This is a genomic window from Nonomuraea polychroma, assembly GCF_004011505.1.
Classification (GTDB): domain Bacteria; phylum Actinomycetota; class Actinomycetes; order Streptosporangiales; family Streptosporangiaceae; genus Nonomuraea; species Nonomuraea polychroma.
Genome location: NZ_SAUN01000001.1, coordinates 3054418 through 3078572, shown reverse-complemented (window position 1 = coordinate 3078572; position 24155 = coordinate 3054418). Strand labels below are relative to the sequence as shown.

20 protein-coding genes are annotated in these 24155 nt (G+C 72.2%); 10 read left to right on the top strand and 10 right to left on the bottom strand.

What is annotated here, in order from left to right; all coding sequences use genetic code 11:
• Window positions 1-139: 139 nt before the first annotated feature.
• From EDD27_RS13620 to EDD27_RS13605, 4 genes are read right to left on the bottom strand one after another with little or no spacing between them, the layout of a single operon-like run.
• Window positions 140-1150 (bottom strand): LacI family DNA-binding transcriptional regulator, encoded by a 1011-nt coding sequence (locus EDD27_RS13620; RefSeq protein WP_206641387.1) that lies wholly within the window; start codon window positions 1148-1150, stop codon window positions 140-142.
• A 31-nt stretch (window positions 1151-1181) separates the two neighbouring features.
• Entirely contained in the window at window positions 1182-1994 is an 813-nt protein-coding gene (locus tag EDD27_RS13615; RefSeq protein WP_127932768.1) for an ATP-binding cassette domain-containing protein, read from the bottom strand.
• Complete coding sequence (locus EDD27_RS13610) at window positions 1991-2953, bottom strand: ABC transporter permease (protein WP_206641386.1); 963 nt, start codon at window positions 2951-2953, stop codon at window positions 1991-1993. Before EDD27_RS13610 ends, EDD27_RS13615 begins: the two co-directional genes overlap by 4 nt.
• Before the next feature lie 10 nt (window positions 2954-2963).
• The gene (locus EDD27_RS13605; RefSeq protein WP_127932766.1) at window positions 2964-3950 is read right to left on the bottom strand and encodes a sugar ABC transporter substrate-binding protein; all 987 of its coding nucleotides are present in this window, start codon (window positions 3948-3950) and stop codon (window positions 2964-2966) included.
• Window positions 3951-4099: 149 nt separating this feature from the next.
• On the opposite strand from EDD27_RS13605, the gene EDD27_RS13600 reads away from it, so the two are divergent.
• Complete coding sequence (locus tag EDD27_RS13600) at window positions 4100-5035, top strand: carbohydrate kinase family protein (RefSeq protein ID WP_127932765.1); 936 nt, start codon at window positions 4100-4102, stop codon at window positions 5033-5035.
• A gap of 308 nt (window positions 5036-5343) precedes the next feature.
• Here the strand turns inward: EDD27_RS13600 and EDD27_RS13595 are convergent, their stop codons facing one another.
• The gene (locus EDD27_RS13595) at window positions 5344-6030 is read right to left on the bottom strand and encodes an alpha/beta fold hydrolase (protein WP_127932764.1); all 687 of its coding nucleotides are present in this window, start codon (window positions 6028-6030) and stop codon (window positions 5344-5346) included.
• A gap of 127 nt (window positions 6031-6157) precedes the next feature.
• On the opposite strand from EDD27_RS13595, the gene EDD27_RS13590 reads away from it, so the two are divergent.
• The gene (locus EDD27_RS13590) at window positions 6158-7150 is read left to right on the top strand and encodes a helix-turn-helix transcriptional regulator (protein ID WP_127932763.1); all 993 of its coding nucleotides are present in this window, start codon (window positions 6158-6160) and stop codon (window positions 7148-7150) included.
• 182 nt (window positions 7151-7332) lie between these two features.
• Here EDD27_RS13590 and EDD27_RS13585 read toward each other — a convergent pair whose 3' ends face one another.
• Genes EDD27_RS13585 through EDD27_RS13570 form a run of 4 tightly spaced genes read right to left on the bottom strand, consistent with a single transcriptional unit; the run spans window position 7333 to window position 15579 of the window.
• Window positions 7333-8517 carry a TIGR02679 family protein gene (locus EDD27_RS13585; RefSeq protein ID WP_127932762.1) on the bottom strand — a complete coding sequence of 395 codons (1185 nt, stop codon included), beginning with the start codon at window positions 8515-8517 and terminating at the stop codon, window positions 7333-7335.
• The gene (locus tag EDD27_RS13580; protein WP_127932761.1) at window positions 8514-12842 is read right to left on the bottom strand and encodes a TIGR02680 family protein; all 4329 of its coding nucleotides are present in this window, start codon (window positions 12840-12842) and stop codon (window positions 8514-8516) included. The genes EDD27_RS13585 and EDD27_RS13580 overlap by 4 nt, the downstream gene beginning before the upstream one ends.
• A complete protein-coding gene (locus EDD27_RS13575) occupies window positions 12839-14038 on the bottom strand; it encodes a TIGR02678 family protein (RefSeq protein ID WP_127932760.1) in 1200 nt (399 codons plus the stop codon). The genes EDD27_RS13580 and EDD27_RS13575 overlap by 4 nt, the downstream gene beginning before the upstream one ends.
• On the bottom strand, window positions 14035-15579 hold the full coding sequence (locus EDD27_RS13570) for a TIGR02677 family protein (protein WP_206641385.1): 1545 nt from the start codon (window positions 15577-15579) through the stop codon (window positions 14035-14037). Before EDD27_RS13570 ends, EDD27_RS13575 begins: the two co-directional genes overlap by 4 nt.
• 142 nt (window positions 15580-15721) lie before the next feature.
• Between EDD27_RS13570 and EDD27_RS13565 the strand changes: the two genes are divergently transcribed.
• The 8 genes from EDD27_RS13565 (at window position 15722) to EDD27_RS13530 (ending at window position 23659) form a co-directional block, all read left to right on the top strand.
• On the top strand, window positions 15722-16141 hold the full coding sequence (locus tag EDD27_RS13565) for an SRPBCC family protein (RefSeq protein WP_127932759.1): 420 nt from the start codon (window positions 15722-15724) through the stop codon (window positions 16139-16141).
• A gap of 119 nt (window positions 16142-16260) precedes the next feature.
• Window positions 16261-17319, top strand: coding sequence for an SRPBCC domain-containing protein (locus EDD27_RS13560; protein WP_127932758.1), 1059 nt, complete (start codon window positions 16261-16263; stop codon window positions 17317-17319).
• Window positions 17320-17472: 153 nt separating this feature from the next.
• A complete protein-coding gene (locus EDD27_RS13555; RefSeq protein ID WP_241564015.1) occupies window positions 17473-20193 on the top strand; it encodes a Na+/H+ antiporter subunit A in 2721 nt (906 codons plus the stop codon).
• Window positions 20190-21002, top strand: a complete 813-nt coding sequence (locus EDD27_RS13550; RefSeq protein ID WP_127932757.1) for a Na(+)/H(+) antiporter subunit C — start codon at window positions 20190-20192, stop codon at window positions 21000-21002. The genes EDD27_RS13555 and EDD27_RS13550 overlap by 4 nt, the downstream gene beginning before the upstream one ends.
• Entirely contained in the window at window positions 21002-22552 is a 1551-nt protein-coding gene (locus EDD27_RS13545) for a Na+/H+ antiporter subunit D (protein WP_127932756.1), read from the top strand. The genes EDD27_RS13550 and EDD27_RS13545 overlap by 1 nt, the downstream gene beginning before the upstream one ends.
• On the top strand, window positions 22549-23052 hold the full coding sequence (locus EDD27_RS13540; RefSeq protein ID WP_127932755.1) for a Na+/H+ antiporter subunit E: 504 nt from the start codon (window positions 22549-22551) through the stop codon (window positions 23050-23052). The genes EDD27_RS13545 and EDD27_RS13540 overlap by 4 nt, the downstream gene beginning before the upstream one ends.
• Window positions 23049-23309 (top strand): MrpF/PhaF family protein, encoded by a 261-nt coding sequence (locus EDD27_RS13535; RefSeq protein WP_127932754.1) that lies wholly within the window; start codon window positions 23049-23051, stop codon window positions 23307-23309. Before EDD27_RS13540 ends, EDD27_RS13535 begins: the two co-directional genes overlap by 4 nt.
• Window positions 23306-23659: a cation:proton antiporter gene (locus EDD27_RS13530; RefSeq protein WP_127932753.1), complete on the top strand. Its 354-nt coding sequence runs from the start codon at window positions 23306-23308 to the stop codon at window positions 23657-23659. The genes EDD27_RS13535 and EDD27_RS13530 overlap by 4 nt, the downstream gene beginning before the upstream one ends.
• Here the strand turns inward: EDD27_RS13530 and EDD27_RS13525 are convergent.
• Window positions 23581-24108 (bottom strand): DUF6328 family protein, encoded by a 528-nt coding sequence (locus tag EDD27_RS13525; protein ID WP_241564014.1) that lies wholly within the window; start codon window positions 24106-24108, stop codon window positions 23581-23583. The two genes, EDD27_RS13530 and EDD27_RS13525, sit on opposite strands and share 79 nt — an antisense overlap.
• Between the last annotated feature and the right edge of the window lie 47 nt (window positions 24109-24155).

Here is a 24155-nt window from a genome sequence, read left to right as displayed (position 1 = left end):
GCTACGCCGCCCGACGCGCGGCCCGGACTCCGCACTCGGGGAGGGCGAAGATCATGAAGGATCGCGCCCAGCACTGCGGCCGCGCGGCATCAGGCAGCGCTGTCCACGGATCTTCCGCTGACCGGCAGCGAGGGGCGACTTACCGGGATGCCGGGACTTCGCCGGAGCCGCGGATGAGGAGGCGGGTGGGCACCAGCGCGCGGCGGGCCTTGGACTTGTCGCCGTCCAGCCTGGACAGCATCAGCTCCGCCGCCGCCACCCCCATCCCCACCGGGTCCTGGGCCACCACCGTCAGGGGCGGGTCCAGGCATTCGGCCAGGGGCAGGTCGTCGAAGCCGACCAGGGCCACGTCCTTCCGGCCCGATCGGGACAGTGCCAGCACCGCTCCCATCGACGCCAGGTTGTTGCCGGCGAACAGGGCGGTCGGCGGGACCGGGAGGGACAGCAGGCGCAGCGCGGCGGCCTGGGCAGCCTCCTGGTCGTGGCCGGTCTCCACTAAGGCGCGGTCGAAGGGCAGGCCCGCGTGGTCGAGGGCGTCCCGGTAGCCCTGGAAACGTTCGCGGCGGGTGTAGAGGGTGGCGGGCAGGTCGCCGATGAAGCCGATCCGGCGGTGGCCGTGGGCGATCAGGTGGGCGACCCCGGCCCTGGCGCCCTCCCGGTTGGCGCTGACCACACAGTCCGCGGTCAGGCCGACGGCGGGGCGGTCGAGGAAGACGATGGGCAGGCCGGCGACACGTTCGGTGCGGAGATGGCGGTGGTCGCTGGTGGCCGAGGGCACGACCATGAGAGCGCTCACACGGCGGGCCAGGAACGTCGCGATCAGCGACTGCTCCAGGTCGGCCGTCTCGCTGGAGGAGCCGACGATGAGGGTGAGGCCGCGGGCGCGTACGACGCTCTCGATGCCGCCCGCGACCATGCCGAAGAACGGGTTGCCCATCTCGGGGATGACCAGGCCGATCGCGGCGTCCCGTGCGCCGACGCGCATGTTGCGGGCCATCAGGTTGGGCTGGTAGCCCAGTTTCCTGACGGCCTCCATGACACGTTCGCGGGTCTCGATCGCGACCGGGCCGTCGTCGTTGAGCACCCGCGAGACCGTCTTCGCCGTGACCCCGACCTCGCGGGCCACATCTGTCATCGTCGGACGCCGCATTTGAGCCATGCTAATGGCCGCCGATCATCCGTCAGGACAGACCGATCGCCTCAGCCGCGCCCTTGTCCGCCACCACGGCCTTGCCCTCCGACACCTGGAGCGCCCCGGTCATGATGGCCACCACCTCGGCCATGCTGTGGTCGCCCGGCTTGATCTGGGCGACCCTGCGGCCGAGGCGTTGGACGTGGATGCGGTCGGCGATCTCGAACACGTGCGGCATGTTGTGGCTGATCAGCACGACCGGCGTGCCGCCGTCGCGGACGCGCCTGATCATGTCGAGGACCTGGCCCGACTCCTTGACGCCGAGCGCCGCGGTGGGCTCGTCCATGACGACGACGTGGGTGGCCCACGCCACGGCCCTGGCCACGGCCACGCCCTGCCGCTGCCCGCCGGACAGCGACTCGACCGGCTGCGTGAGCGAACGCAGCCCGATCTTGAGGCTGGCCATGTGCTTGGCCGACTCCTCGCGCATGTGCTTCTTGTCGAGCATGCGGAAGACGCTGCCGAGGATGCCGGGCTTGCGCACTTCGCGGCCGAGGAACATGTTCGTGGCGATGTCGAGCGAGGCCGCCACCGCGAGGTCCTGGTAGACGGTCTCGATCCCGTGCCGGCGGGCGTCGATCGGGGATCGGAAGCGCACCGGCTTGCCGTCGAGAATGATCTCGCCGGAGTCGGGCTCCAGCGCGCCGGTCAGGGCCTTGATCAGGCTGGTCTTGCCGGCGCCGTTGTCGCCGATGACCGCGAGCACCTCGCCGGGCATCAGGTCGAAGTCGGCGCCGTCGAGCGCGGTCACGTGGCCGTACCTCTTGACCAGGTTGCGGGCCTGGAGCACCGGGGTGGTCATCGGTTCCTCCTGCGGGAGAGCTGGTCGACGGCGACGGCGAGGATCACCAGGACGCCGGTGATGAGCGTCTGGTAAATCGACGGTACGCCCATCAACTGCAGGCCGTTGCGGAACACCCCCACGATGAGGGCGCCCACGAGCGTGCCGATCACCAGGCCGCGCCCGCCGAACAGGCTCGTCCCGCCGAGCACGACCGCGGTGATGCTGTCGAGGTTGTCGGTCTGGCCGGCCTGCGGATCGCCCACGCCGGTACGGGAGACGAGCAGCAGCGCCGCGATTCCGTACACGAGACCGGCGAGGGTGTAGACGCCCACGGTCAGCCGCCGCGTCCTGATGCCGGTCAGACGGGCCACCTCGGGGCTGTTGCCGAGCGCGTACACGTGCCGGCCCCACGCCGTGGATCCCAGCAGGTACGCGAACAGCAGGAACAGCAGGATCGTCAGCAGCGACCCGTACGTGACGTTCGTCTGCCCGATCTGGAACGTCTGCCCCAGGAACGTCAGCAGCGGCGGCAGATCCGTGATCGTCTGCTCGTTGGAGTAGATGTGGGTGAGCGCGAAGACCACGTTCAGCATGCCGAGCGTCACGATGAACGGCGGCAGCGAGATCTTCATCACCAGCAGCCCGTTGACCAGCCCGAACCCGGCGCACACGGCGAGCCCGGCGGCCACCGCGAGCAGCGGCGGCAGGCCGCTGTCGACGGCCAGCTTGGTCATCACGATCCCGCCGAACGCCATGATCGCGCCGCAGGCCAGGTCGATGCCCGCAGTGAGGATGATCAGGGTCTGCCCGATGGCGAGCGTGCCGACCACCATGACCTGCTGGATGATCAGCGAGAAGTTGGAGCCGGTGAGGAACTGGGGGCTGTTCAGCGCGAAGAACAGGCTGGCCAGCACGAGCGCGATCGTGGGGCCCGCGACCGGAGTCGTGATCAGGCGGCGCGGCAGCGTCGCTTCCATGACGGCCATGTCAGCCCCAGCAGTTGGCCAGGCCGAAAGCCGTGTCCTTGGCCTCGACGCCGGTGACGGACTTGTCGGTGATCAGGGTGACGCCGGTGTCGGTGTAGCCGGAGGCCTTCTTGCCGGTCTTGGCGAAGTCGGCCACCGCCTTGACGCCGTCCTCGGCCATCTTGAGCGGGTACTGCTGGCTGGTGGCGGCGATCTGGCCCGACTGCACGGCCTTGACGCCGGTGCAGCCGCCGTCCACAGAGACGATCAGCACGTCCTTCTCGCGACCCTTGGCCTTCAACGCGGTGTACGCGCCCATCGCGGCGGGCTCGTTGATGGTGTAGACGAGGTTGATGTCAGGAGCCTTCTGCAGGCAGTTCTCCATCGCGGTCTGGCCCTTGGACTGGTCGCCCTGAGTGTCCTGGGAGCAGACGACGGACGGGTCGCCCGCCGGGACGCCGAACCCCTTGAGGAAGCCGTCGTGCCTGAGCTGGCCGACCGTGACGCCGGGCGCCAGGTCCAGCGTGGCGATCTTGGCGGGCTTTCCGGCCATGGCCGCCTTGGCGTACTGGCCGATCAGCTCGCCGGCCTTGAAGTTGTCGGTGGCGAACAGCGCGTCCGTGGCGTCCTGCGGATCGGTGGGCGTGTCGAGGGCGATCACCAGGACGCCGGCGTCGCGGGCCTTCTTGATCGCCGGGACGATGGCCTTGGTGTCGCTCGGCGTGATGAGGATGCCCTTCACGCCGGCGGCGACCATGTTCTCGATCGCCGTGATCTGAGAGGCATTGTCACCGTCGAACTTGCCCGCGGCGCTCATCAGCTCCAGGCCGTTGGCCTGGGCGGACTTCTGCGCGCCCTCCTTCATCTTGACGAAGAACGGGTTGGTCTCGGTCTTGGTGATCAGGCCGACCTTGGGGGTGGTGGTGGCGGTCTGGGTGCCGCCTCCGCCTCCGCAACCGGTGACGAGGAGGGCTGTGATGAGCAGACCGGCCGAAAGTCGTGCGTTCATGAACGGTTTCCTATCTGGGGGGATTCAATGTCAACGATGACATATGTCAACGTTGACATCCGCCGTGCTGTGATGATGGACTCCGAGCCGAGAAACGTCAATGCCCCCATGCCGTAACAAATCGGCAACGTGCTGGAAAGGCAGGCCCGATGATCGCTGTCCTGGGCGAATGCGTCGCCGACAGCTTCACCGAACGGCGTCCCGGAGACGCGGCTCCGGGTGAGCTGGCGCTGCGGGTGCTGCCCGGCGGCGGGCCCGCGAACACCGCCGTGGCGCTGGCCCGCCTCGGCACCCCCACGCGGTTCCTCGGCCGGATCTCGGGCGACGTCTTCGGCAGGCTGTTCCGCGCGCACCTCGCCTCCTCGGGCGTCGACCTGTCGGCATCCGTGGACGCCGAGGAGCCCAGCACGCTCGCCGTCGCCGCGCTGGACACAGGAGGGCAGGCCGAATACACCTTCTACGCAGAGGGCACCGCCGACTGGCAGTGGACGCCGTACGAACTGGACCCCTCCATGCTCGGCGCGGCCACGTGCCTGCACACCGGCTCGCTCGCCCTGGCGAGGGAGCCCGGGCGGGCGGCGATCGAGGAATTCGCGCGGCTCACCGCCGAGCACGCCACGATCTCCCTCGATCCGAACGTCCGCCCTACCCTCGCCTCCCTGGACGACTACCAGGTGACCCGGTGGTGCGAGTGGGCCGACATCCTCAAGCTCAGCGACGACGACCTGGAGTTCCTGGTACCGGGCGTGCCTCTGGCACGCGCCTGCGACGACTGGCACGCGGCCGGCGCCCGGCTCATCGTCATCACCAAGGGCGCGGCCGGCGCAGTGGTGTCCCTGGACGGCGAGCGCGCGACCGTCCCGGCTCCCAAGGTCCAGGTCGCGGACACGGTCGGCGCAGGTGACTCCTTCACGGCCGGCCTGCTGCACAGCCTCGACTCCAAGGGGCTGCTCGGTGGCCGTCTCAACGATCTCACCCTGGGTGCAGCGGTCGAGGCGGCAGAGTTCGGGGTGCGGGTGTCGGCGCTGACGTGCTCGGTTCCAGGCGCCAACCCGCCGTGGGCTGAGCAGCTCTCCGCCCTCTGAGAAGGTGTTCGGGCACGTCATCCAGGAACCTGCGGCGCTCAACGTCTCCGGGCTGCCGCCCGAACCGGCCGCACCGCGCCCTGCTCGGGCATGTCACCCGCGGCCGGCCGGCGAACCCGTCGGCATCGGGGCGGGTGCGGCGGCGCCCGAAGCGGCTTCCCGATGGCGCGAAGGAGTGAGCCTGCACATGATCCGCACCGGGAATGTCTTGCCAGTCACCGCCGGGTGCTGGGGCATCGAGCCGGCCTCGACACCCCGGTTTTCACAACCGTGACTCCCGGCGCGTGGCCAGGTCTATGGCAGCTGTGTCAGGCCTCTAGGGCCGCCACGGCCAGGAGCCGGGCGAGCTCGGCCGGCTGGGTGATCATTGGCCAGTGGCCCGAGTCGATGTCCACGAGGTCAAGGTGCTTGGCCTTGGCCAGCTCGGGCACGTCCCCGGCGGCTATCCACTCCTGAGCCTGGGTGGAGGTGAACTCGGGGCACACGACGAGGACGGGGACGTCGAACCGTCGCTCGTCCGTCAGGCGCACGATGCCCTGTGTCACGCCCGCGGGGACAGGGATCGCCGCGGACGCGAAATCCCGCCTGGCCTCCTCGCTGAGGTCGGCGGAGTCCGGCCCTTCGAAGGGACCCCAGCCGGGGAAGGGCATGAGGCCGTCCTCCGGCTCGAAGAAGTCGGCGTAGGGCTGCCCGTCGGCGGCCGGGAAGCCGCCGATGAGCGCGACCTTGGCGATCCGCCCAGGGCGCACGTCGGCGGCCAGCCAGGCCAGGGTGCAGGCGGCGGAATGCCCCACCACCATGGGCTTTCCTGACGCCGAGTCCACGGCGGCGAGCACGGCTGCTACCTGGTCGTCGAGAGTGGCCGAGGCGGATCCCTGACCCTGCCCGGGCAGGGTGATCGGCACGGGACGGTGGCCGGCCGCCTCGAGTCCGAGCACGACGTGGTCCCACGCGGACCCGTCGAGCCACAGCCCGGCGATGAGCAGGATATCCATGATCAGTTCTCTTTCTTCGGTACGTTCCGGCGAGATCTGGCCCGCGGAACTCGGTCAGGACGTCAGGCTAGGACCAATTCCGGACGTTCTACTTCCTGTTCATTCCGTCACCTCCTAAGGTGCTCGTGTGCCGACCGATCTCAGCCCCACCGCACGGGCGCTGCGCGCCATGGAGATCCTCCAGGCCCGCCCCGGCGTGACCGCCGGCGAGCTCGCCGCCTGTCTGGGTGTCACGGAGCGGGCCGCGCGCCGGTACGTCGGGATCCTGCGCGAGGCGGGCATCCCCGTCGAGTCGGCCCGCGGCCCCTATGGCGGCTACCGGCTCGGGCGCGGGACGCGGCTGCCTCCGGTCGCCTTCACCGAGCCCGAGGCGCTTGGCCTCGTCATGGCGGTGCTGGACGGCCAGCCGACGGCCGCCGACGTCGGCGACCTCGTCGGCGCTGCCCTGGGCAAGGTCATCCGGGCCCTGCCCGAGAGCGTCGGCCGGCAGGCGGCGGCGCTGCGCGAGTATGCGTCGGCGGCGCCGGACCGGTTCTCGGCCCGTCCGGATCCCGCCACCACCAGCGCGCTGGTGGCCGCCATCGCGGACCGGCGGCGCGTGGTGGTCGCCTACCGCAGCGAGTCCGGCAACGAGTGGGAGGCCGAAGTGGACCCCTGGGCGGTCGTCGTCCGCCACGGGCGCTGGTACCTGCTGTGCTACTCCCACCGCGCGGACGCCGTCCGCACCTACCGGGTGGACCGCGTCCGCCAGGTTCAGCGGAGCACGCACGCGTTCGAGCCGCCCGACGGCCTCGACCCGGTGGCGGCGCTGGAGGAGAACCTGGGCACCGGATGGGAGTTCGCCACGCGCGTCGTATTCGACGCTCCCCTCACCGAGGTGGCGCCCTGGATCCGGCCGCCCATGGGACGGCTCGAACGGTCGGGGAACGGGTGCGTGCTCGTCGGCAGCACGAGCAATCCGGCGATGTACGCGCAGGAGTGGCTGCCGGCCGTGCCGTTCCCCTTCCGCGTCGAGGGCGGGCCGGAACTGCGCGCCGCAGTCGCGACGCTCGCCTCGCGTCTCGCCGCCGCCCTGGCCGGCCTGCCCACGGACGAGGTCACGCCCGGCCCGGGGGCCTGACCGGCCGTGACGCGTGCCAGGAAGCGTTCCAACGCGCGCGGATTCCGGATCACGTGTCCCGGGCGTGAGCCGCGATCACGGCGCTCGGTGGCGGCGCGCACACCCAGGATCGTCTCGGCGGCGTTCGTGGAGGCGTTCCACGAGCCCATCAGGGGGCCGGCTGGAAAGGTGCCGCGTTCCGGTCAGGTCAGGTCGTCGAGCAGCTCTTCCGCGACCCGTTCCTCCGGGACTGCCAGGCCATGTGATCGCATGGCTGGGGCAAGCTCAGGATCCCAGGGCGCGTCCGTCACCCGGCCAGGGGGAGGGACTCCGGACCGAAGATCGGTGAGTCCACGCAGGTAGTCGGCGGTGGACATGCGCCACGGCTCGGCGCCCGTCTTGGCCATGGTGTAGGCGGCGATGCGCACCCCCTCCCCGTCGAGGTCGCCGTGATAGTGCAGCTGGGTGCCCGGCAGCGAGCGCAGAAGGCGGATGACGGCGCTGTTCGGCCAGCCGGACGTGCACACCATGGGTGGGCAGGCGGTGCCGAAGCGGCGCTGGGCCAGCGCCAGCACGGAAGGGTTCTCCACCACCCACACGTCGCGTTCGCGCAGGTCCAAGGTGTCCTGGAGCTGGGCGAGGGTGATCACGCTGGGTTGTCCGTCCCAGATCCGCAGCACGCGGGCCAGTGCGGAGTCGCCGGCGGGCCGTAATCCGGCGACCAGGACCGTCGTGGACAGGGCGTCACAGGCCACGCCCGCGCGTTCCCACAGCGCCCGGCGCGCCTCGGCGCCTTCGGGCGCGGGGATGTCATAGAGCATCGACAGCGCTTTCAACACGAGCGACGACAGGCGCGTGCCCTCGTCGAGCGCGTGCGGGTCGCCGGTGACGTCGGCCGCCACCGCCGCGAGCGGCCGTCCCGAGCCGGGCAGCGCGGCGAGCACGGCGAGGGCCTGCTGGAGGAGGTCGCGGCCGGCGCGGACGGCGGACAGCGCCAGCAGCGCGGGCTCGGCGGTGACCACTGGGTGGGTGGTGAACCAGTCCAGCAGGGCCTCGCGCTCCTCCCGCCGCTCCGCCCGCCGGCGCCTGCGGTCGTCGAGCGGACCGATGAGCGCCTCGGCGACGGTGCGGACGTCGAGCCCGCCCAGTGCGGCCTCCAACCGGGCGACGTCGATGGTGGCCGACGGGCCCGGGTAACGGTCGAGGCCGAGCAGGTCGGCGACCGCGGCCTGCTGCTCGGCGTCCAGCCCGGTCACCTTCACGCGGCTGACCTGGTGGCCGGAGGAAAGCCGCTCGTGCAGCGCCGTCCAGACGGGCCGCAGCGCCGCGGCGCGCAACCGCTCCGGCACGGCAGGCACATCGCCGGGCAACCGTCCGGCGGCGGTCATTCGGTCGCCACCGTTCGGTAGCCGTTCCAGACGAAGCGGGCCGTCGTCACCGCGTCGTCGCCGTCCCCCGTGATGAGCTGGTGGATCGCGATCCCGTCCAGCTCACGGTATTCGCACCACTCGTGGTCGGACGTGAGCACGAGATCCAGCCCCAGGTCCACCAGCAGGTCGAACACCTGCCCCCGATTCGTCCTGTCCACCCCCACGAACACCTCATCCAGCAGGATGAACCGCGGGCACCCGGGATCGGTCTGATAGTGCGCGGCCACGGCGGCGAACAGCGGCAGGTGCAAAGCGATCGCCTTCTCCCCGCCCGACAGCGCCCCATGCAGCTTCCTGGTGAGATCCTGCCATCCCTGCCCGTCCCCGCGATCGAGCTTGACCACGAACCGGTGCCAGGCCGTGTAGTCCAGCACCTTCATCAGCTGGTCCTCCCAGCTCGCCGAGGAGTCGTCGGCCCGCGCCTCCTCCACCCGGTCCCTGAAGAAGACGTACAGGGCCTCCTTGTCGGCGTCGTTCAGCCCGGCGGGGTCGCGGAGCAGCAGGTCGCGGGCGGCCCGCGTGCCGGCGGACTGGGCCGGATCGACCTGCCACACCAGCCGCACCGCCACGCGGGAGGCGGTGCGGACGCGTTCGAGGCGCTGGTTCATGCCGTCGACCAGCGCGGTCGCCTGCCTGATCCGGTCGGCGAGATGCCGCCGTGTGTCACCGGCCAGCGTGCGGTCGAACAGGTCCCGCTCCGCCTCCGTGATGTCCGAACGCCGCTCGTCACGCTCCTTGCGCAGCGCCGTGCTCAGCGCCGCCGCCCCCGTGCGGACGCCGCCCACGGTGGCGGTCAGCACCTGGACGTCGTCGTCCGGCGCCAGCTCCAGGTCGGCCCGGTTGGCGAGGATCTCCCTGGCGTGGTGGAAGGCGTCCTGCAGCCGGGCCTCGGCCTCCCTGACGTTCTTGTTCTCGTACGGCACCGCCGCCAGCCGCTCGGCGACGGCCCTGGCAGCCTCGAGCACCGCCCGCACCCCGGCGTCCGGGGCGAGGTCGATGGACACCCGCGCGTCCGCGGGCAGGTGCCCGGCCGCCAGGCGGCGGAATCGCCCCGACACCGCGTCGCGTGCCCGGCCCGCTTCGGCGTGCTTCTCCTCCGCCGTGCCCAGCTCGCCCTTGAGCCGGCCGAGCCGGGCGTTGAGCCGGGACAGCTCGTCGTTGACGGATTTGATGAGGCGGCGGCAGGCCTGGTAGGCGGTCTGGGTCTGGTGGAGTTGCTCGAGCACGTGCAGGTGCTCGACGCCGACGGTGGACTCGATGGCGGCCAGCCGTTCGGCCAGCACGACGGCGGCTGCCGCGGCCTCCTCGGCGCGTTCGACGGCCTTGACCGCGAGGTCCTGGTATTCGCCGGCGGTCTCGGCGGCGGCCTCGGCACGTTCGCGGGCGGCGCGGGCGTCACCGCGGCGGTCGTGCCAGACGGCGCCGGCCGTCTCGGCGGTCCGCAGCGCCTCCTCCAGGTTGTCCAGCGCGGGCAGCGCGGTCGGCAGGGCGTGTCCCGCCGCCAGCTCGGTGAGGTGCCGCAGCGACCTGGCGGCTTCCTTCTCCCGCTCGCGCAGCCGCTCCTCCTGCGTCCGCAGCCGGTCCTCCAGCAGCGCCACCTTCTTCACGGCGCCGTCGAGGGCCTGCACCGCGTCGGCGTACGGCCTCCTGTCGGGTCGGCGGCGCAGCTCGGCGGCCAGCGTGTCGCGGTCGCCCGCGAGCACCGCCAGCAGGTGGTCGCAGTCGGCGATCAGGCCCGCGAGCTCGCTGAGCCGCTCGTCCAGCTCGGCGATGCGGCGCCGCCTGGCGCGTTCGCGGGCGGTGGCGCCGATGTAGGAGGGCTCGGGTTTGACCCAGCGGCCCGCCGCGGGGCCGAGCCGCCAGGTGCCGTCCGCGCCGATGACGGCGGGATGGTCGACGCCCATCGCGGTCGGCGCGAACGCGATGCCGGACAGCACGGCGTCGGCCGGGGCCGGGGAATCCGGCTCGGGAATCAGCACGTGGGCCAGGCTGTAGGCGGGCGCGGGCCGCGACAACGCGGCCACGGCGAAGGCGTCGTGCTCGCCCGCGTCGAACCCGCCGTCGGGCAGCAGCCACAGGTCGAGCAGGCCCGCCGCCTCGAGCGCGGCCTCCACCCCGGCCTGGGCGACGAGGTCGATGCCGGATCTGAAGGCCACCGCCCGCCACAGCGGCGCGCCCGGGCGCCCGTCCCTGGCGGAGGGCGTGCGGGTGTGCGAGGGGGGTGGCTCCAGCACACCCTGCCCGTCGAGGCTCTGGCGTTCCCCGGCCAGCCCGGAGCGCTCGGCCACGAGCCCCTTGCGGAACGTCGTCAGCTCCTGCTCCCGCGCCGCCAGCCCGACGGCGGCCGTGGTGCGGGCCGTGGCGACCAGCTCGTCGGCCTGCTCGGGCCGGTCCACCAGACCGGCCAGCTCGTCCGGGTCGAGCTGGAGCTGGGTGCAGCCGCCCGCCCATTCGGCCAGGGCGGCGGCCAGGTCGCGGGCGCGGTCGTCGCGCAGGCGTTCGGCCTGGTCGTGGGCCTGCTGGGCGGTCGCGAGGTCGTCCCTGGCCTGGTCGCGGTCGTGCTCGGCGGAGGTGCGGCGGTTGACCGCCTCCTCGTGAGTCAGGGCCGCGGACCTGACTTCCCTGATCTGGGCGGCGCGGCTGGTCACGGCGGCTCGCAGCAGCTCTCGCGCGCGGCGCACGGCTTCCTCGCCGTCGCGCCGCCTCTCAGGCGCGGCGCCACTCCGCTGCCCGCCAAAGGAGACGCTGTCCACCGCCTGGGGCCCGCCCTGCCGCTCGCCGTCGCCGTCGCGGCGTCCCTCGCGCAGGCCGGCTCCGGCGTCGGCGTGGCGGCTTGCGGGGACGGACATCGGTGCGGCGGCGTCATCGCGCCCGCCGGTCTCGTGAAGGGACGCAGGCCAACTGGCGCGCTCAGGCTCGTCTCGGGACCCGAACCGACCGGCACCCTCGGCCTCGTCGCGGGACCCGAACCGACCGGCACCCTCGGCCTCGTCGCGGGAGGCAAGCCGGTCGGCGCGCTCGCTTTTCTCATGAACCGCGAGCAGTCCCGCGCGTTCGGCTGCGTGGCGGGCTTCGGCGCGGGCGCGGTCGGCGAGCGCCGCGGACGTGCGGGCGGCCGCCTCGGCGTGGGCCGCCGCCTCCTGTCTGGCGGTGGCGGACCGGGCCGCCGTCCCCGCCTGGTCGCGGAGCCCGGCCGCCGTCTCGTGGGCGGTCTGCGCCTCCGTGCGGAGCCGGTGCAGCTCACTGCCCGCCTTGTACGCCTCGCTCTCCTTGAGCCCGTCGATCTGCGCGGCCAGGGCCAGCTCCTGGGCCTCCTCCTCCCCCAGCCGCGCCGTCGCGGCCACGAGCTCGTCCTCGGCCTCCTTCAACGCCTCCCGCTTGGCCTTGGCCTCGGCGGCGAGCGCCTCCATGGTGTAGCCGGCCGAGGTCACGGCGGCCGCCGCGGCTCGCAGGACCCGCTGGGCGTATCCGCGCTGCCGGGCGGCGAGCCTGTCGGCCTCCTCCATGTCACGATCGAGCAGGCGCAGCTCCTCGCGCTGCCGGTCGAGCCGCTCGAACCCCTCGGCGATCTCGTGGATCTCGCCCTCGCCGAGCGGCGGCAGGGCGCTGGACAGCAGGTCGGACAGCAGGCCAGGGTCGAGGCGTTCGGACAGTTTGGGGGTGCGGAGCTGGCGCAGTGCGGTGAGCAGCGAGTCGTAGCGCTGCTCGTTGAGTCCCCGGTAGAGCGTATGGCGGACGACGGTGCGGTAGGCGTCGGCGGACTCGTGGACCTTGCCGTACGGGCCGAGCTCCTCGACGAGCTGCGCCTTGGTCAAGGGCTGGCCGCCTTCGCCGCTGATCCGGATGCCGTCCGGGGTGTCGATGCGGGCTTCAGTCGTGAAATAGGTGGCGGTGACGTTTTTCGTGTGAATGGTGGCCTGGAGACGGGCGCCGCACGTGAACCAGCGCCCGTCGGAGTGGCGGAACTCCAGCCACACGTAGCCCACGCGGGTGGTGCCGGTGGCGCCGTCGCCCATGAGGTTCCAGTGCATGGTCCGCTCGGTGCCGCCGAACGTGGACAGCCTGCTCGGCTTGAGGCTGGCGTCGAGCACGTACGGCAGCAGCAGCTCCAGCACCTTCGACTTGCCGCTGCCGTTGGGCCCGCGCAGCAGCAGCCTGCCCCGGTGGAATTCGAACACCTCGTCGAAGTAGCGCCACACGTTGAGTATCCCGGCGCGCACGGGCGTCCAGCGGCCCTCTCCCCCGTGCCCGGCCCGGTCGGAGGTGAGCTCGGTGACGGTCATGCGTCCTCCATGAAGTCCGTGCCGCGATCGACCCGGTAACGTGCGGCGGCGGGCAGGGCGGTGACCTGGTCGCCCGTGTGGCGGGCCAGCCCGAACGACATGAGCACCTCCAGCGCGTCGGCGGCCAGCCGTGGCCCTCCGCCGTCGGACTGGTAGGCCTTCGCCCACTGGGGGAAGCGGCGCAGCAGCTCGGCGGCCTCGGCGTCGAGCCGGGCCACGGTCACGGGGCCGGAGGAGACCAGCAGGTCGAGCATGAGCAGGGCGGCGACCTTGGCGTGGCTGGAGTCGTCGGGGAACCTGGCGTCCGTGGCGGTGGCGTCGGAGTCGACGAGCAGGAAACCCTCCGCGCGTTCCTCCAGCACGAAACCGGCCTCCTCGGCGGCGCGGCGGATGATCTGGCGGCCGGTGAGCGAGGCCGCGTACGCGGACTGGGCGGGGGTCAGCTCGTCGCGGTAGAGGACGGGATCGTCCAGGAGGCGGCGGATGATCGAGTGCCTGGCCCACAGGTTGCGCTGGGTCTCGGTCGGCTCGTCGCCGCCGTAGCGGGTCTCCGCGGTGAGCGCGGCCAGGTCGGCGCCGCCTCCCGCCGCCTCGACCCGGGACGGGGGCACCGGCGCGGCGAGCAGCCTGATCACCCGCGTGGTGTCGACCCGGTAGAGCACCTTGGCATCCTCGTCGCCCAGGTAGGAGTCGGTCGTCCCGTCCATCGCGGTGACGGCGCCGTAGTGTTCGAGCAGCTTGAGCGCGTCCACGAACGCCGCGCGTTCCTCGGTCCTGACGGGGTCGAACGCCGGCACCTCCGGCTCGACCCCGGCAGCCTGGATCACCCGCTGGGCGAGCATCCCGATCGTGGTGACCGGCGAGGAGAGCAGCTCGGCCGCGCACAGGCACAGCAGCGTGTAGCGGCGGCGGTCGAACGGCGCCCGCGTCGTGCGCCGCCGCCGGGCGGGCCGGGTCGCATTCGCCTCGGACCTGACCTTGACCAGGCGGGCGTATCCCTGGCGCGGCTCCACGACCAGCCGCCACCCGCAGAAGTAGTCGAACCACTGGGTGAGCGGCTGCCGCCGCTTCCTGATCAGGTCGAACGCGACCGGATCGTCGTGCAGGGACACCAGCGGCCGGCCGAGAAGCGTCCTGATCGCCCGTGCGATCTCTTCCTTCTCGGCCCTGACGAGCTGGTTGGCGAGAGTGCTCACGCGCTCACCGCCCCATCCCGCGCGCCCACCCCGAGCGAGCGGATGTCGATGAGGAAGTCGGGTCCCCGGAACCATCCTTCCGAGGTGCGCAGCACCGCCACCGACCCGTCCTCGGGGGCCCGGAGCACGATCTCCACCCGCCCGTCCGAGGTCACGGCCCGCCGGAACCCGGTCGAGTCGGGCCGTTCGGCCAGGGCCCGCCCCAGCAGGTCGAGCAGCCGCCCGAAGGTTTCATGATCGAGCTCGCCCAGCTGCGACAGCCTCATCGCCCCTGTCGTGGCCAGCGCCGACCACGCGGCCTCCAGCTCGGCCCGCTCCTTCTCAGCCCTGGACCGGCGCTCGGCCCGCAACGCCACCACGTCGCGGACTCTCCCGGTGCGGCCCATCCGCTCGGTGCGCCCCCGCGACCGCAGCAACGCCGACACCTCCACCGGCTCCGCCTCCGCCCACGGCACCCCGGCCGGGATGAGCTCGGCGTCGGCGTGACCCAGATGCGCGTGCCTGGCCGGCCCGAGCCCGAACGCCGCGTCCCACAACCGGTGCGCGTCGTCCTCTCCGGCCGCGGTGGCGAACCAGCGGGCCAGGGTCCGGAAGTCGGCCGCGGCGCTGGACGAGCGCCGGCGCGAATCGGTGATCCGGTCGAGCACCTGCAGCAACGACACGATGGCCCGCCGCGCCACGTCGTGCAGGTGCCGCACCCGCGGCACTCCCCCGTCCTCGGGGGCGAACCACAGCCGCAGCCCTTCCCAGCGGGCCGCCCTGACCGCCAGCCACGGCGTGGCGTGATCGGTCCCCGGCATCTTCGGCAGGTCGGCCCCGTCGAGCGCCCGCGCGTGCACCACGCTCACGCCGTGCCGGGCGACCCCGCTCAGCGCGGCGGCGATGACGTCCGCGCGCTGCTCCAGATTGGTCACGAACTCCTGCAGGTAAGCCACCGTGGCGGCCTTGACCTCGTGAAACGTCGTGAGGTCCGTCCCCTCGACGCGCAGCAGCCGCTGCAGCTCCCCGTTGAACTGCTTGGTGTTGTTGCGCAACCCGTCCAGATGCGCCTCGAGCTCCTGCAGACTCGTGAAGATCCGCCGGTTGCGGCCAGGATCGGGGTCGCGCAGCAGCTGCTCCAGCTCTCCCAGCCGGTCGGCGATGGCGTCGAGCACCGCGGTCTGCAACGCCCCCGCCGAGGCCAGCATCGCCATGGAGTGCTGCACCCCGGCGAAGGCCGCCTCCCCGCGTTTGGTCAGGGAATATTGCAGGTTTTTCCGCTCGTATTCCTCGGCCGTGGCGAAGCTGCCCGCGTGATTGAAGATCACGTCCAGCAGCCGCCACCCGGCGAGCTGCTTGAGCGTGGCCGCGAGCTCCGGCTCGGCCACCGGCGCATACCACCCCACGCTCCGCAGCCGCTCCCGCACCTCGTCGATGGTGAGCGCCGTCTCCAGCCGCTCGTTGGCCTCCCCGAAGGCGTAGAGCACGGCGGTATGCAGATCCGCCCTTTCCGTCGTGGTGAACCGGAACATCTCCGGCGGCACCCGCGGCAGCTCCGCCATCGCCCCGCTCCCCTCCCGCATGCTTTCCCGGCACCGCAAACCGTAGCGGGGAACCCCGACAGGACGGCCGCGGTTTGCGAGCAGATCACTCGGGTACGGCGCCACCATTGGCCCGGGCCGGACGACGACAGGGGGGACGGAAGTGGCTGAGTTCGAGGCGACGCGCGGGATGCCCGCCGACAGCATGATCGTGTACGGCGTCGCGTCCGACGTCGCGGTCATGGACCGCTGGCTGCCGCGGGGGCTGCACGTCAGCGACGCCGGTCCCGGCACGGTCGAGGCGGACGGCGACCTGGTGCCGGGCGAGGGCAGGCACGAAGGGCTCTTCCGCGCGTCGCAGGAGCAGCTGCGGGTGGAGTGGGGCGGCCGCGATCATCCGGACTACGCCGGCTGGCTGCAGGTGGCGGACTCGGCGAGCGGCACCAGCGAGGTGACGGTGCACATCTCCCTGCTCGACGAACCCGACTCGGGACCCCGCGCGGACGAGGTCCGCGAGCTGCTCGACCGCTCGCTCGACCGCCTGGCCGACGAGGTGGCCCACCGCGTGCACGACGCCGGCTGACGCGGGCGACGGCCGGACGGTCGTCCGATGGCGCCGGCCCGCGCGGTGGGTGTCCGTCGAATCGAGCGGGATTCTGTAAGCGCGCAACGCCGCTCACCCTCATTCGATACCGTCGTCAAGTGCATACCGGATCCCAGGACACGACTCTCATCGTCATCCGCGGCAACTCCGGTTCGGGCAAGTCCACCGTGGCACGCGCCGTGCGGGAGGCGTACGGCCGCCGGGGCATGGCTCTGATCAGCCAAGACGTGGTCCGCCGCGACATGCTGCGCGAGCTGGACCAGCCGGGCGGCGTGAACATCGGCCTCCTGGACGTGATGTGCCGGCACGCCCTCGACGCCGGCTACCACGTGATCCTGGAAGGCATCCTCGCCGGGAGCCGCTACGGCGAGATGCTGCACGCGTTGTGCCGCGACCACCGCGGCAGGACCCTCTGCTATTACCTCGACGTCTCCTGGGAGGAGACGCTCCGCCGGCACGAGACCCGGCCGCAGCGCGTCCAGTTCGGCCCGGACGAGATGCGGCAGTGGTACGTCAGGAGGGACGTCCTCCCGGACGTGCACGAGACGATCATCGACGAGAGCAGCGAGGTCGACGAGATCGTCCAGCTCGTCCTGCGGGACGCCGGGCTGCCGGCCGGCGAGACGGTCCAGTCCGCCTCCACGCACCTGACGGGCACGACCACCGGGCCCCTGGAACGCCTGCCGGACCGGCCGGCCATCGGCAGGATGTCCCCCATGGGCGAGCAGCGACCGGAGCCGTTGGTGGACGAGTCGATCGCGATCGTCGCGCCGGCGCATGACGTGTGGCAGGCGATCGTCAACGCGGAGATCCGCGCCGGCTGGTGGGGTTACCTGGACCTCGACGCGACGGTCGGCGGGCGGTTCGAGGAGCGCTGGACCACCGAGGACGGGCGGGAGGCGCGCACGAGCGGAAAGGTGATCGAGTTGGTCCCCGATCACCTCCTCGTGTTGTCGTGGGCGGACGAGGACTGGCCGGCGGCGACCCGGGTCGAGATCCAGCTCACGGAGATCGGCGGGTCCACGATGGTCCGCCTGCTGCACACGGGCTGGAAGGCGCTGCCCGACGGCACGGCCCTGGCCGAGCAGCACCGGGCGGGCTGGCTGATGCACCTGGTGAATCTCCGCCGGTACGTCGAGGACAGCGCCGTGCTCTGATCGTCCGCATTCCCCTCTCGGATGTGACCTTCGCGTCCTGTCCTGGGAGTGGTGACGTTCGGGTCAACCCCCGCCGTGCCTGCGTCGCGGCGGGGGTTGAAGCAGGGAGATTGGCGGACGTAACCGGAAAAGTACGTCCCGGCTGAGGAGCTCATGGAGCCGCTGGAGTCGCTGCTCGTCCTGCACGCGGTGGCGGCCGCCTGTGCTCCCTGGCTGGCCCGCCGCATGGGCCGCCGCTCCTTGGCCGTGCTGGCGCTCGCTCCGGGGGCCGCCTTCGGCTACACCCTGTGGCTCGCCCCTGCGGCCGGCGGGCCGCAGGAGAGCCGGAGCACGAGCTGGGCGCTGGGCATGGAGCTCGCGTTCCGGTTCGACCCGCTGGCCGTGCTGATGATGGCGCTGGTCACCGGCATCGGGGTGCTGGTGCTGGTGTACAGCGTGCGCTACCTCGCCGAGGGCGACGACGGGCTGGGGCGTTACGGCGGCGCCGTGGTGGCCTTCGCCGGGTCGATGCTGGGGCTGGTGACGGCGGACAACCTGCTGCTCCTGTACGTGTTCTGGGAGCTGACGACCGTCTTCTCGTACCTGCTGATCGGGTACGACCCCGAGAGCCTGATGAGCCGCCAGGCGGCGATGAAGGCGCTGGCGATCACCACGTTCGGCGGCCTGGCCATGCTGGCCGGACTCGTGCTCACCGGCCAGGCGGCGGGCACGTACCGGATCTCCGCGCTCGCCCCGGGAGACCTCGGCGCGGTCGCCGCCGTGCTGATCCTGACGGGGGCGCTGGCGAAGTCGGCGCTCTTCCCGTTCAGCACGTGGTTGCCGGCCGCCATGGCCGCGCCCACCCCGGTGTCGGCCTACCTGCACGCGGCCGCGATGGTGAAAGCCGGCGTCTACCTGGTGGCCAGGCTCGGCCCGGCGGCCGGCGACGTGCCGGCGTGGCGGGCGGTGGCGGTGCCGCTCGGCGTGCTCACGATGCTGCTGGGCGGCTGGCGGGCGCTGCGCGAGACCGATCTCAAGCGGCTGCTGGCCTACGGCACGGTCAGCCAGCTGGGCTTCCTGGTGGTGCTCTTCGGCTCGGGGGCCGCGCTCGCGGGCGCGGCCATGCTGGCCGCACACGGGCTGTTCAAGGCGGCGTTGTTCCTGGTGGTCGGCATCGTCGACCATGCGGCGGGCACCCGGGAGACAGGCGAGCTCAGCGGGGTCGGGCGGGCGATGCCGTGGGTGTGCGCGGTGGCGCTGCCGGCGGGCGCGTCGATGGCGGGATTGCCGCCGCTGGCCGGCTTCGTGGGCAAGGAGACCGCACTGGAGGCGCTGCTGCACGAGCCGCTCGTGCTGGCGGGGGTGGTGGCGGGGTCGGCGTTGACGGCGGCGTACACGCTGCGGTTCCTGTGGGGCGCGTTCGCCGCCAAGCCGGGCGTGGACGAGCGGCCGGTGCAGCCGGTGCCCGCGGCCATGTTCGCGCCCACGGCGCTGCTGGCGGTGCTGGGCGTCGCGCTGGCGCCGCTGGCCCCAAGGTTCGGCTCCTGGTACGGCGGCGGCCACCTGGCGCTGTGGAGCGGGCACCTGCCGCCGCTGCTGCTGTCGGCGGCGGCGCTGGCGGTGGGCGTGACGTTGTTCCTGGCCAGGGAACCGGTGGCCAGGGCGGGTGTGGCGCTGCACGTGCTGGACTCCAGCCGGATCTTCTGGGCCGTCATCCGCCGCCTGGACCGCGTCGCCATCCAGCTCACCGGCCTCATCCAGCGCGGCTCGGTGCCCGACTACCTGATCCTGACGTTTCTCGCCACGGTCGGCGTCGGCCTGTTCTCCCTCCTGTACGGCGGCACGACCGGCGTGGACGTGCCGGTGACCGGCTGGCAACGGCCCGAGCAGCCGGTCGTCGCCGTCCTGACGATCGCCGCCGCCGTGCTGGCGTTGTTCGCCCGCGCCTACATCTTCCTGGCCGTCGTCGTCGGCTTCACCGGGTACGGCACGGCGCTGCTGTTCCTCGCGCACGGTTCGCCCGACCTGGCGCTCACCCAGTTCCTGGCCGAGACGGTGAGCCTGGTGGTGTTCGCGCTGGTGCTGCGGCGGCTGCCGGTCGAACCGGTCAGGGGCAGGCTGGCGATGCCGTTCCGGGCGGCGATCGGGCTGGCCGTGAGCGTGGTGGTCACGGGCGCGGCCGTGCTGGCGATGGCCGCGCGAAGCACGCAGCCGGTCGGCGCGTTGATGGAGGCGGCGGCGGAGCAGGCGGGCATACGCAACATCGTCAGCGCGCTCATCGTCGACATCCGCGCCTGGGACACCATGGGCGAGAGCACGGTGCTGGTCGTGCTGACCCTGGGCCTGACGAGCATGGTGTTCCTGCGGCGCAGGTCGTACCACATCGAGCCGGGAGAGCGCCCGCCGGCCGAGCGCACGCACTGGCTGGCGGCGACGCTGCCGCCCGGGCAGCGGGTGATCGCGTTCGAGGTGGCGGCCAGGCTGACGTTCCACACGGTGCTGGTGTTGTCGGTGTTCCTGCTGTTCGTCGGCCACAGCGGGGTAGGCGGCGGGTTCGCGGGCGGCATCGTGGCCGGGCTGGCGATCATGGTGCGGTATCTGGCGGGCGGCCGCAATGAGCTGGCCACGGCGGTGCCGGTGCACGCGGGCGTGCTCATGGGGGTGGGCCTGACGTTGTCGGCGGGGACGGCGCTGGCCGGGCTGCTGTTCGGGCGGGCGGCGCTGGACATGCTCGCCATGGACGTGACCGTGCCGGTGATCGGGCACGTGCACCTGTCCACGGGGTTGCTGTTCGACCTCGGCGTGTACGTGTCGGTGGTCGGCATGGTGCAGGACATCCTGCGCGGCCTGGGAGCCGAGCTGGACCGGCAGATCGACGCCGGGGAGGGCTCGTGACCGTGCCGGTGCTGCCGCTCGCGGCCTGCTGCGTGCTGATCGCGGCCGGGGTGACGCTGCTGCTCGAACGCAGCCTGGTACGGGTGCTCGCCGGCGTGATCATGCTGGGCAACGGGGTGAACCTGCTGATCGTGACCGCCGGCGGCGACGCGGGCGGCCCGCCCTTCACCGGGAACCCGGGGATGGCCGACCCGCTGCCGCAGGCCATGGTGCTCACGGCCATCGTGATCACCCTCGGTGTGACGGCGTTCCTGCTGGCCCTGGTGCACCGCTCGTGGCAGCTCACCGGCAGCGACGAGGTGCAGGACGACACCGAGGACCGGCGGGTGCGGCTGCGCGCCCGGCGCGGCGAGCTGAGCGACGCCGTGCGCCGCCGGCAGGACGCCTACCGGCGGCTGGTCGCGGAGCAGCGGGCCGAGCTCGCGCATCTGGAGGCCGAGCAGGCCGAGCGGGAGCGCCTGGAGGAGGCCGACCTGGAGCGGCGCACCTCCCGGGTGCACACCGAGCTGGAACGCTGGATGCGCGAGCACCGGGAGCGGGGCGTGTCGGACGAGGAGCTCCAGGACCGCCTGGAGGAGGCCGGGCGGCGCGAGCACGACGCCGTCACGGACAACGTGCTGCGGATCGAGGAGCTGCGCGAGGAGCACGGGCGCCGGCGGGAGGCGCAGGCGGCCAGGGAACGGGACCTGCGCAGGAGGCTCAAGGCCCGCCAGCGGGAGGCCCGCAAGCAGATGCGGGCGGCCATCAGGGAGGAGCGGGCGCGCCAGGCCCTCGCGCAGGACGCCGAGCTGGAGGGCGAGGACTCGTGATGGAGGGCCTCGTCTGCGTGCCCGTGCTGCTGCCGCTGCTGGCGGCCGGGGTGAAGCTGGCGATCGGCGGGCGGCTGCGGCACCTCCAGTCGGTCATCAGCCTGGTCACCCTGGGCGTCTCGGTCGTGGTGTCGGCGGTGTTGCTGGTGGCGGTGGACACGGGCGGCCCGCTGGTCACCGAGCTGGGCGGCTGGACGGCGCCGCTCGGGATCTGCCTGGTGGCCGACCGGCTGTCGGCGCTGGTGCTGCTGGTGTCGTCGGCCGTGACGTTCTGCGTGATGGTGTACTCGGTGGCCAACGCCTACGACGTGCAGGAGCACGACGCGCCCATGGCGATCTTCCATCCGGCGTTCCTGGTGATGGTGGCCGGGGTGGCGGACGCGTTCCTGACGGGCGACCTGTTCAACCTGTTCGTGGCATTCGAGCTGCTGCTGAGCGGCTCGTACGTGCTGCTCACGTTCGGCGGCACCGAGTCCAGGATCCGGGCGGGCGCGACGTACACGCTGATGGCGCTGACCTCGTCGATGTTGTTCCTCATGGCGCTGGCGATCACGTACGCGGCCACGGGGACGCTGTCGATGGCGCAGCTCGCCGTGCGCTTCGCCACGTTGCCCGAGCAGGTGAAGCTGCTGGTGGAGCTCATGCTGCTGCTGGTGTTCGCGATCAAGGCGGCGGTGTTCCCCATGTCGGCGTGGCTGCCGGACTCCTACCCGACGGCGCCCGCGCCGGCCACGGCCGTGTTCGCCGGGCTGCTCACCAAGGTCGGCGTGTATTCGCTCATCAGGCTGGAGGCGCTGCTGTTCCCCGGCGGGCCGGTCGCGACGCTGCTGATGTGGGTGGCGCTGGCCACGATGCTGACCGGCGTGCTCGGCGCGGTGGCGCAGACCGACATCAAACGCATGTTGTCCTTCACCCTGCTCAGCCACATCGGCTACATGGTGTTCGGGGTGGCGCTGGCCACGGTGGCCGGCATGGCCGGGGCGATCTTCTACGTGGTGCACCACATCACCGTGCAGACCGGGTTGTTCCTGGTGACCGGGCTGATCGAGCGGCGTACCGGCACGACCTCCGTGACCGGGCTCGGCGGCCTGATGAAGAGCGCGCCGCTGATCGCCGTGTTGTTCTTCGTCCCCGCCATGAACCTGTCCGGCATCCCGCCGATGTCGGGCTTCCTGGGGAAGCTGATGCTGGTGCAGGCCGGTCTGGCCGCCGGCGGGCCGCTGCCGGTCGTGCTGGTCGCCGCGGGGCTGGTGACGAGCCTGCTCACCCTGTACGCCGTCGCCAAGACGTGGGGCAAGGCGTTCTGGCGCGCCCCGCGCGAGACCAGGACGGGCACCGTGGTGGAGAGCGAGGAGGAGACCGGCCAGGAGCCGACGGTGACCACGACCACATTGCCCGTGACGCTGGCCGGGCCGGTGGCGGCGCTGGTGGCGCTCGGATTGTCGTACACGGTGCTGGCCGGGCCGCTGTCGGCGCTGGCGCAGCGGGCGGCGGGCGAGCTGATGGCGCGCGGGCCGTACATCGAGGCCGTGCTGGGGAGGGACCGGTGAGGCCGCGGCTGGCGCTGATCGCCTGGCTGGTGCTGGTCTGGGCGACTCTGTGGGGCGAGCTGTCGATCGGGAACGTGCTGGGCGGGCTGGCGGCCGCGCTCGCCGTGACGTGGCTGCTGCCGCTGCCCATGCTGGACCCGGGCATCAGGATCCGCCCGGTGGCGCTGGTGCGCTTCCTGCTGTGGTTCGGCTGGGACATGGTGGTCTCGACCGCGCGGGTGGTGATGTGGGTGTTCCGGCCGGGGCCGCCGCCGACGCACCTCGTGCGCGTGCAGCTGCGGACGTCGTCGGAGTCCATGATCGTGATGGTCATGACGGCGCTGGCGAACGTGCCCGGCAGCCTCGTCGTGGAGGCGTACGTCGAGGAGCGCTGCCTGATGTTGCACATTCTCGGGCTGCCCGGCGACGCCGCCGAGGACGTGCGGGCGAACGTGGCCGCGCTCGAGTCGCGCATCGTGGCGGCGTTCGGCACCCGGCGGGACCGCGAGGAGTTCGGATGAACGTGGTGTATCTGGTGACGATCGGCCTGCTGGGGTGCGCGGCGGCGCTCACGCTCTACCGGGCGGTACGCGGCCCGTCGATGCTGGACCGGGCGGTCGCGCTCGACACGATGACCGCGCTGGCGATGTGCGGGGTGGGCGCGTTCGCCGTGGCCAGGGACGACTATTCGGACCTGCCGATCCTGCTGGTGCTGTCGCTGCTGGGGTTCGTCGGGTCGGTGTCGCTGGCCAGGTTCTTCTCCGGCAGGTCGCGGTGAGCGCGCTCGACGTGGCGGCCTCCGCCTGCCTGCTGCTCGGCGCGGCACTGGCGCTGTCGGCCGGGGCCGGGCTCGTGCGGTTCCGCACCACGCTGGACCGCATGCACGCGGGCACGAAGCCGCAGGTGGCCGGGGTGCTGCTGGTGCTGCTCGCGATGTGGCTGCACCGGCCTGAGTGGGCGACCGCGGGGCCGCTGCTGCTGGTGGCGGCCGCTCAGGTGATCACTGTGGCGGTGGCGGCGTACATGGTGGCGCGGGGCGCCTACGCACGTCAGTCGTCCCGGGACGACGACACCGCTTCGCCGCCCGAGGACGGGGACGGCACGGCGGTGCCGCCGGAGGAATCCTGATCGTCGGAGCGGTTCAGCGCCGGCTGGCCGAACCACGTCCACAGGGCCAGCACGGCGATGACCGCCGCGGTCCCCCAGGCCAGCGTGGGGCCGAAGAGGTAGTCGATCACGAGCATGGTGGCCGTGGTCATCGACACCGCCAGCGCGAGCGCGCCCAGGATGCCGTAGAGGTTGGAGCGGCGTACCAGCGTCTCCTTGCGGCCCTGCCGGAACAGCACCCGGTGCTGCGCGGTCGGCGCGATGTAGCAGATCGACGCGACGGCGGCGCTGACCAGCGCCACGTAGAACAACCACCGGTCGGCCAGGCTCAGCTGGGCGAAGCCCGGCGAGAAGGGCACGGTCAGGAGGAAGGCGAACAGGACCTGCACGCCCGTCACCGCGACGCGCGCGCCCTGCAGCAGCTCCACGAAGTTGCGGTCCGCCCGCTCCTGCTGCGACTCCTGTTTCACGCGGCCTCCCGTCCGTTACACGAGAGACCTCTCCTTCCTCCCCAAGC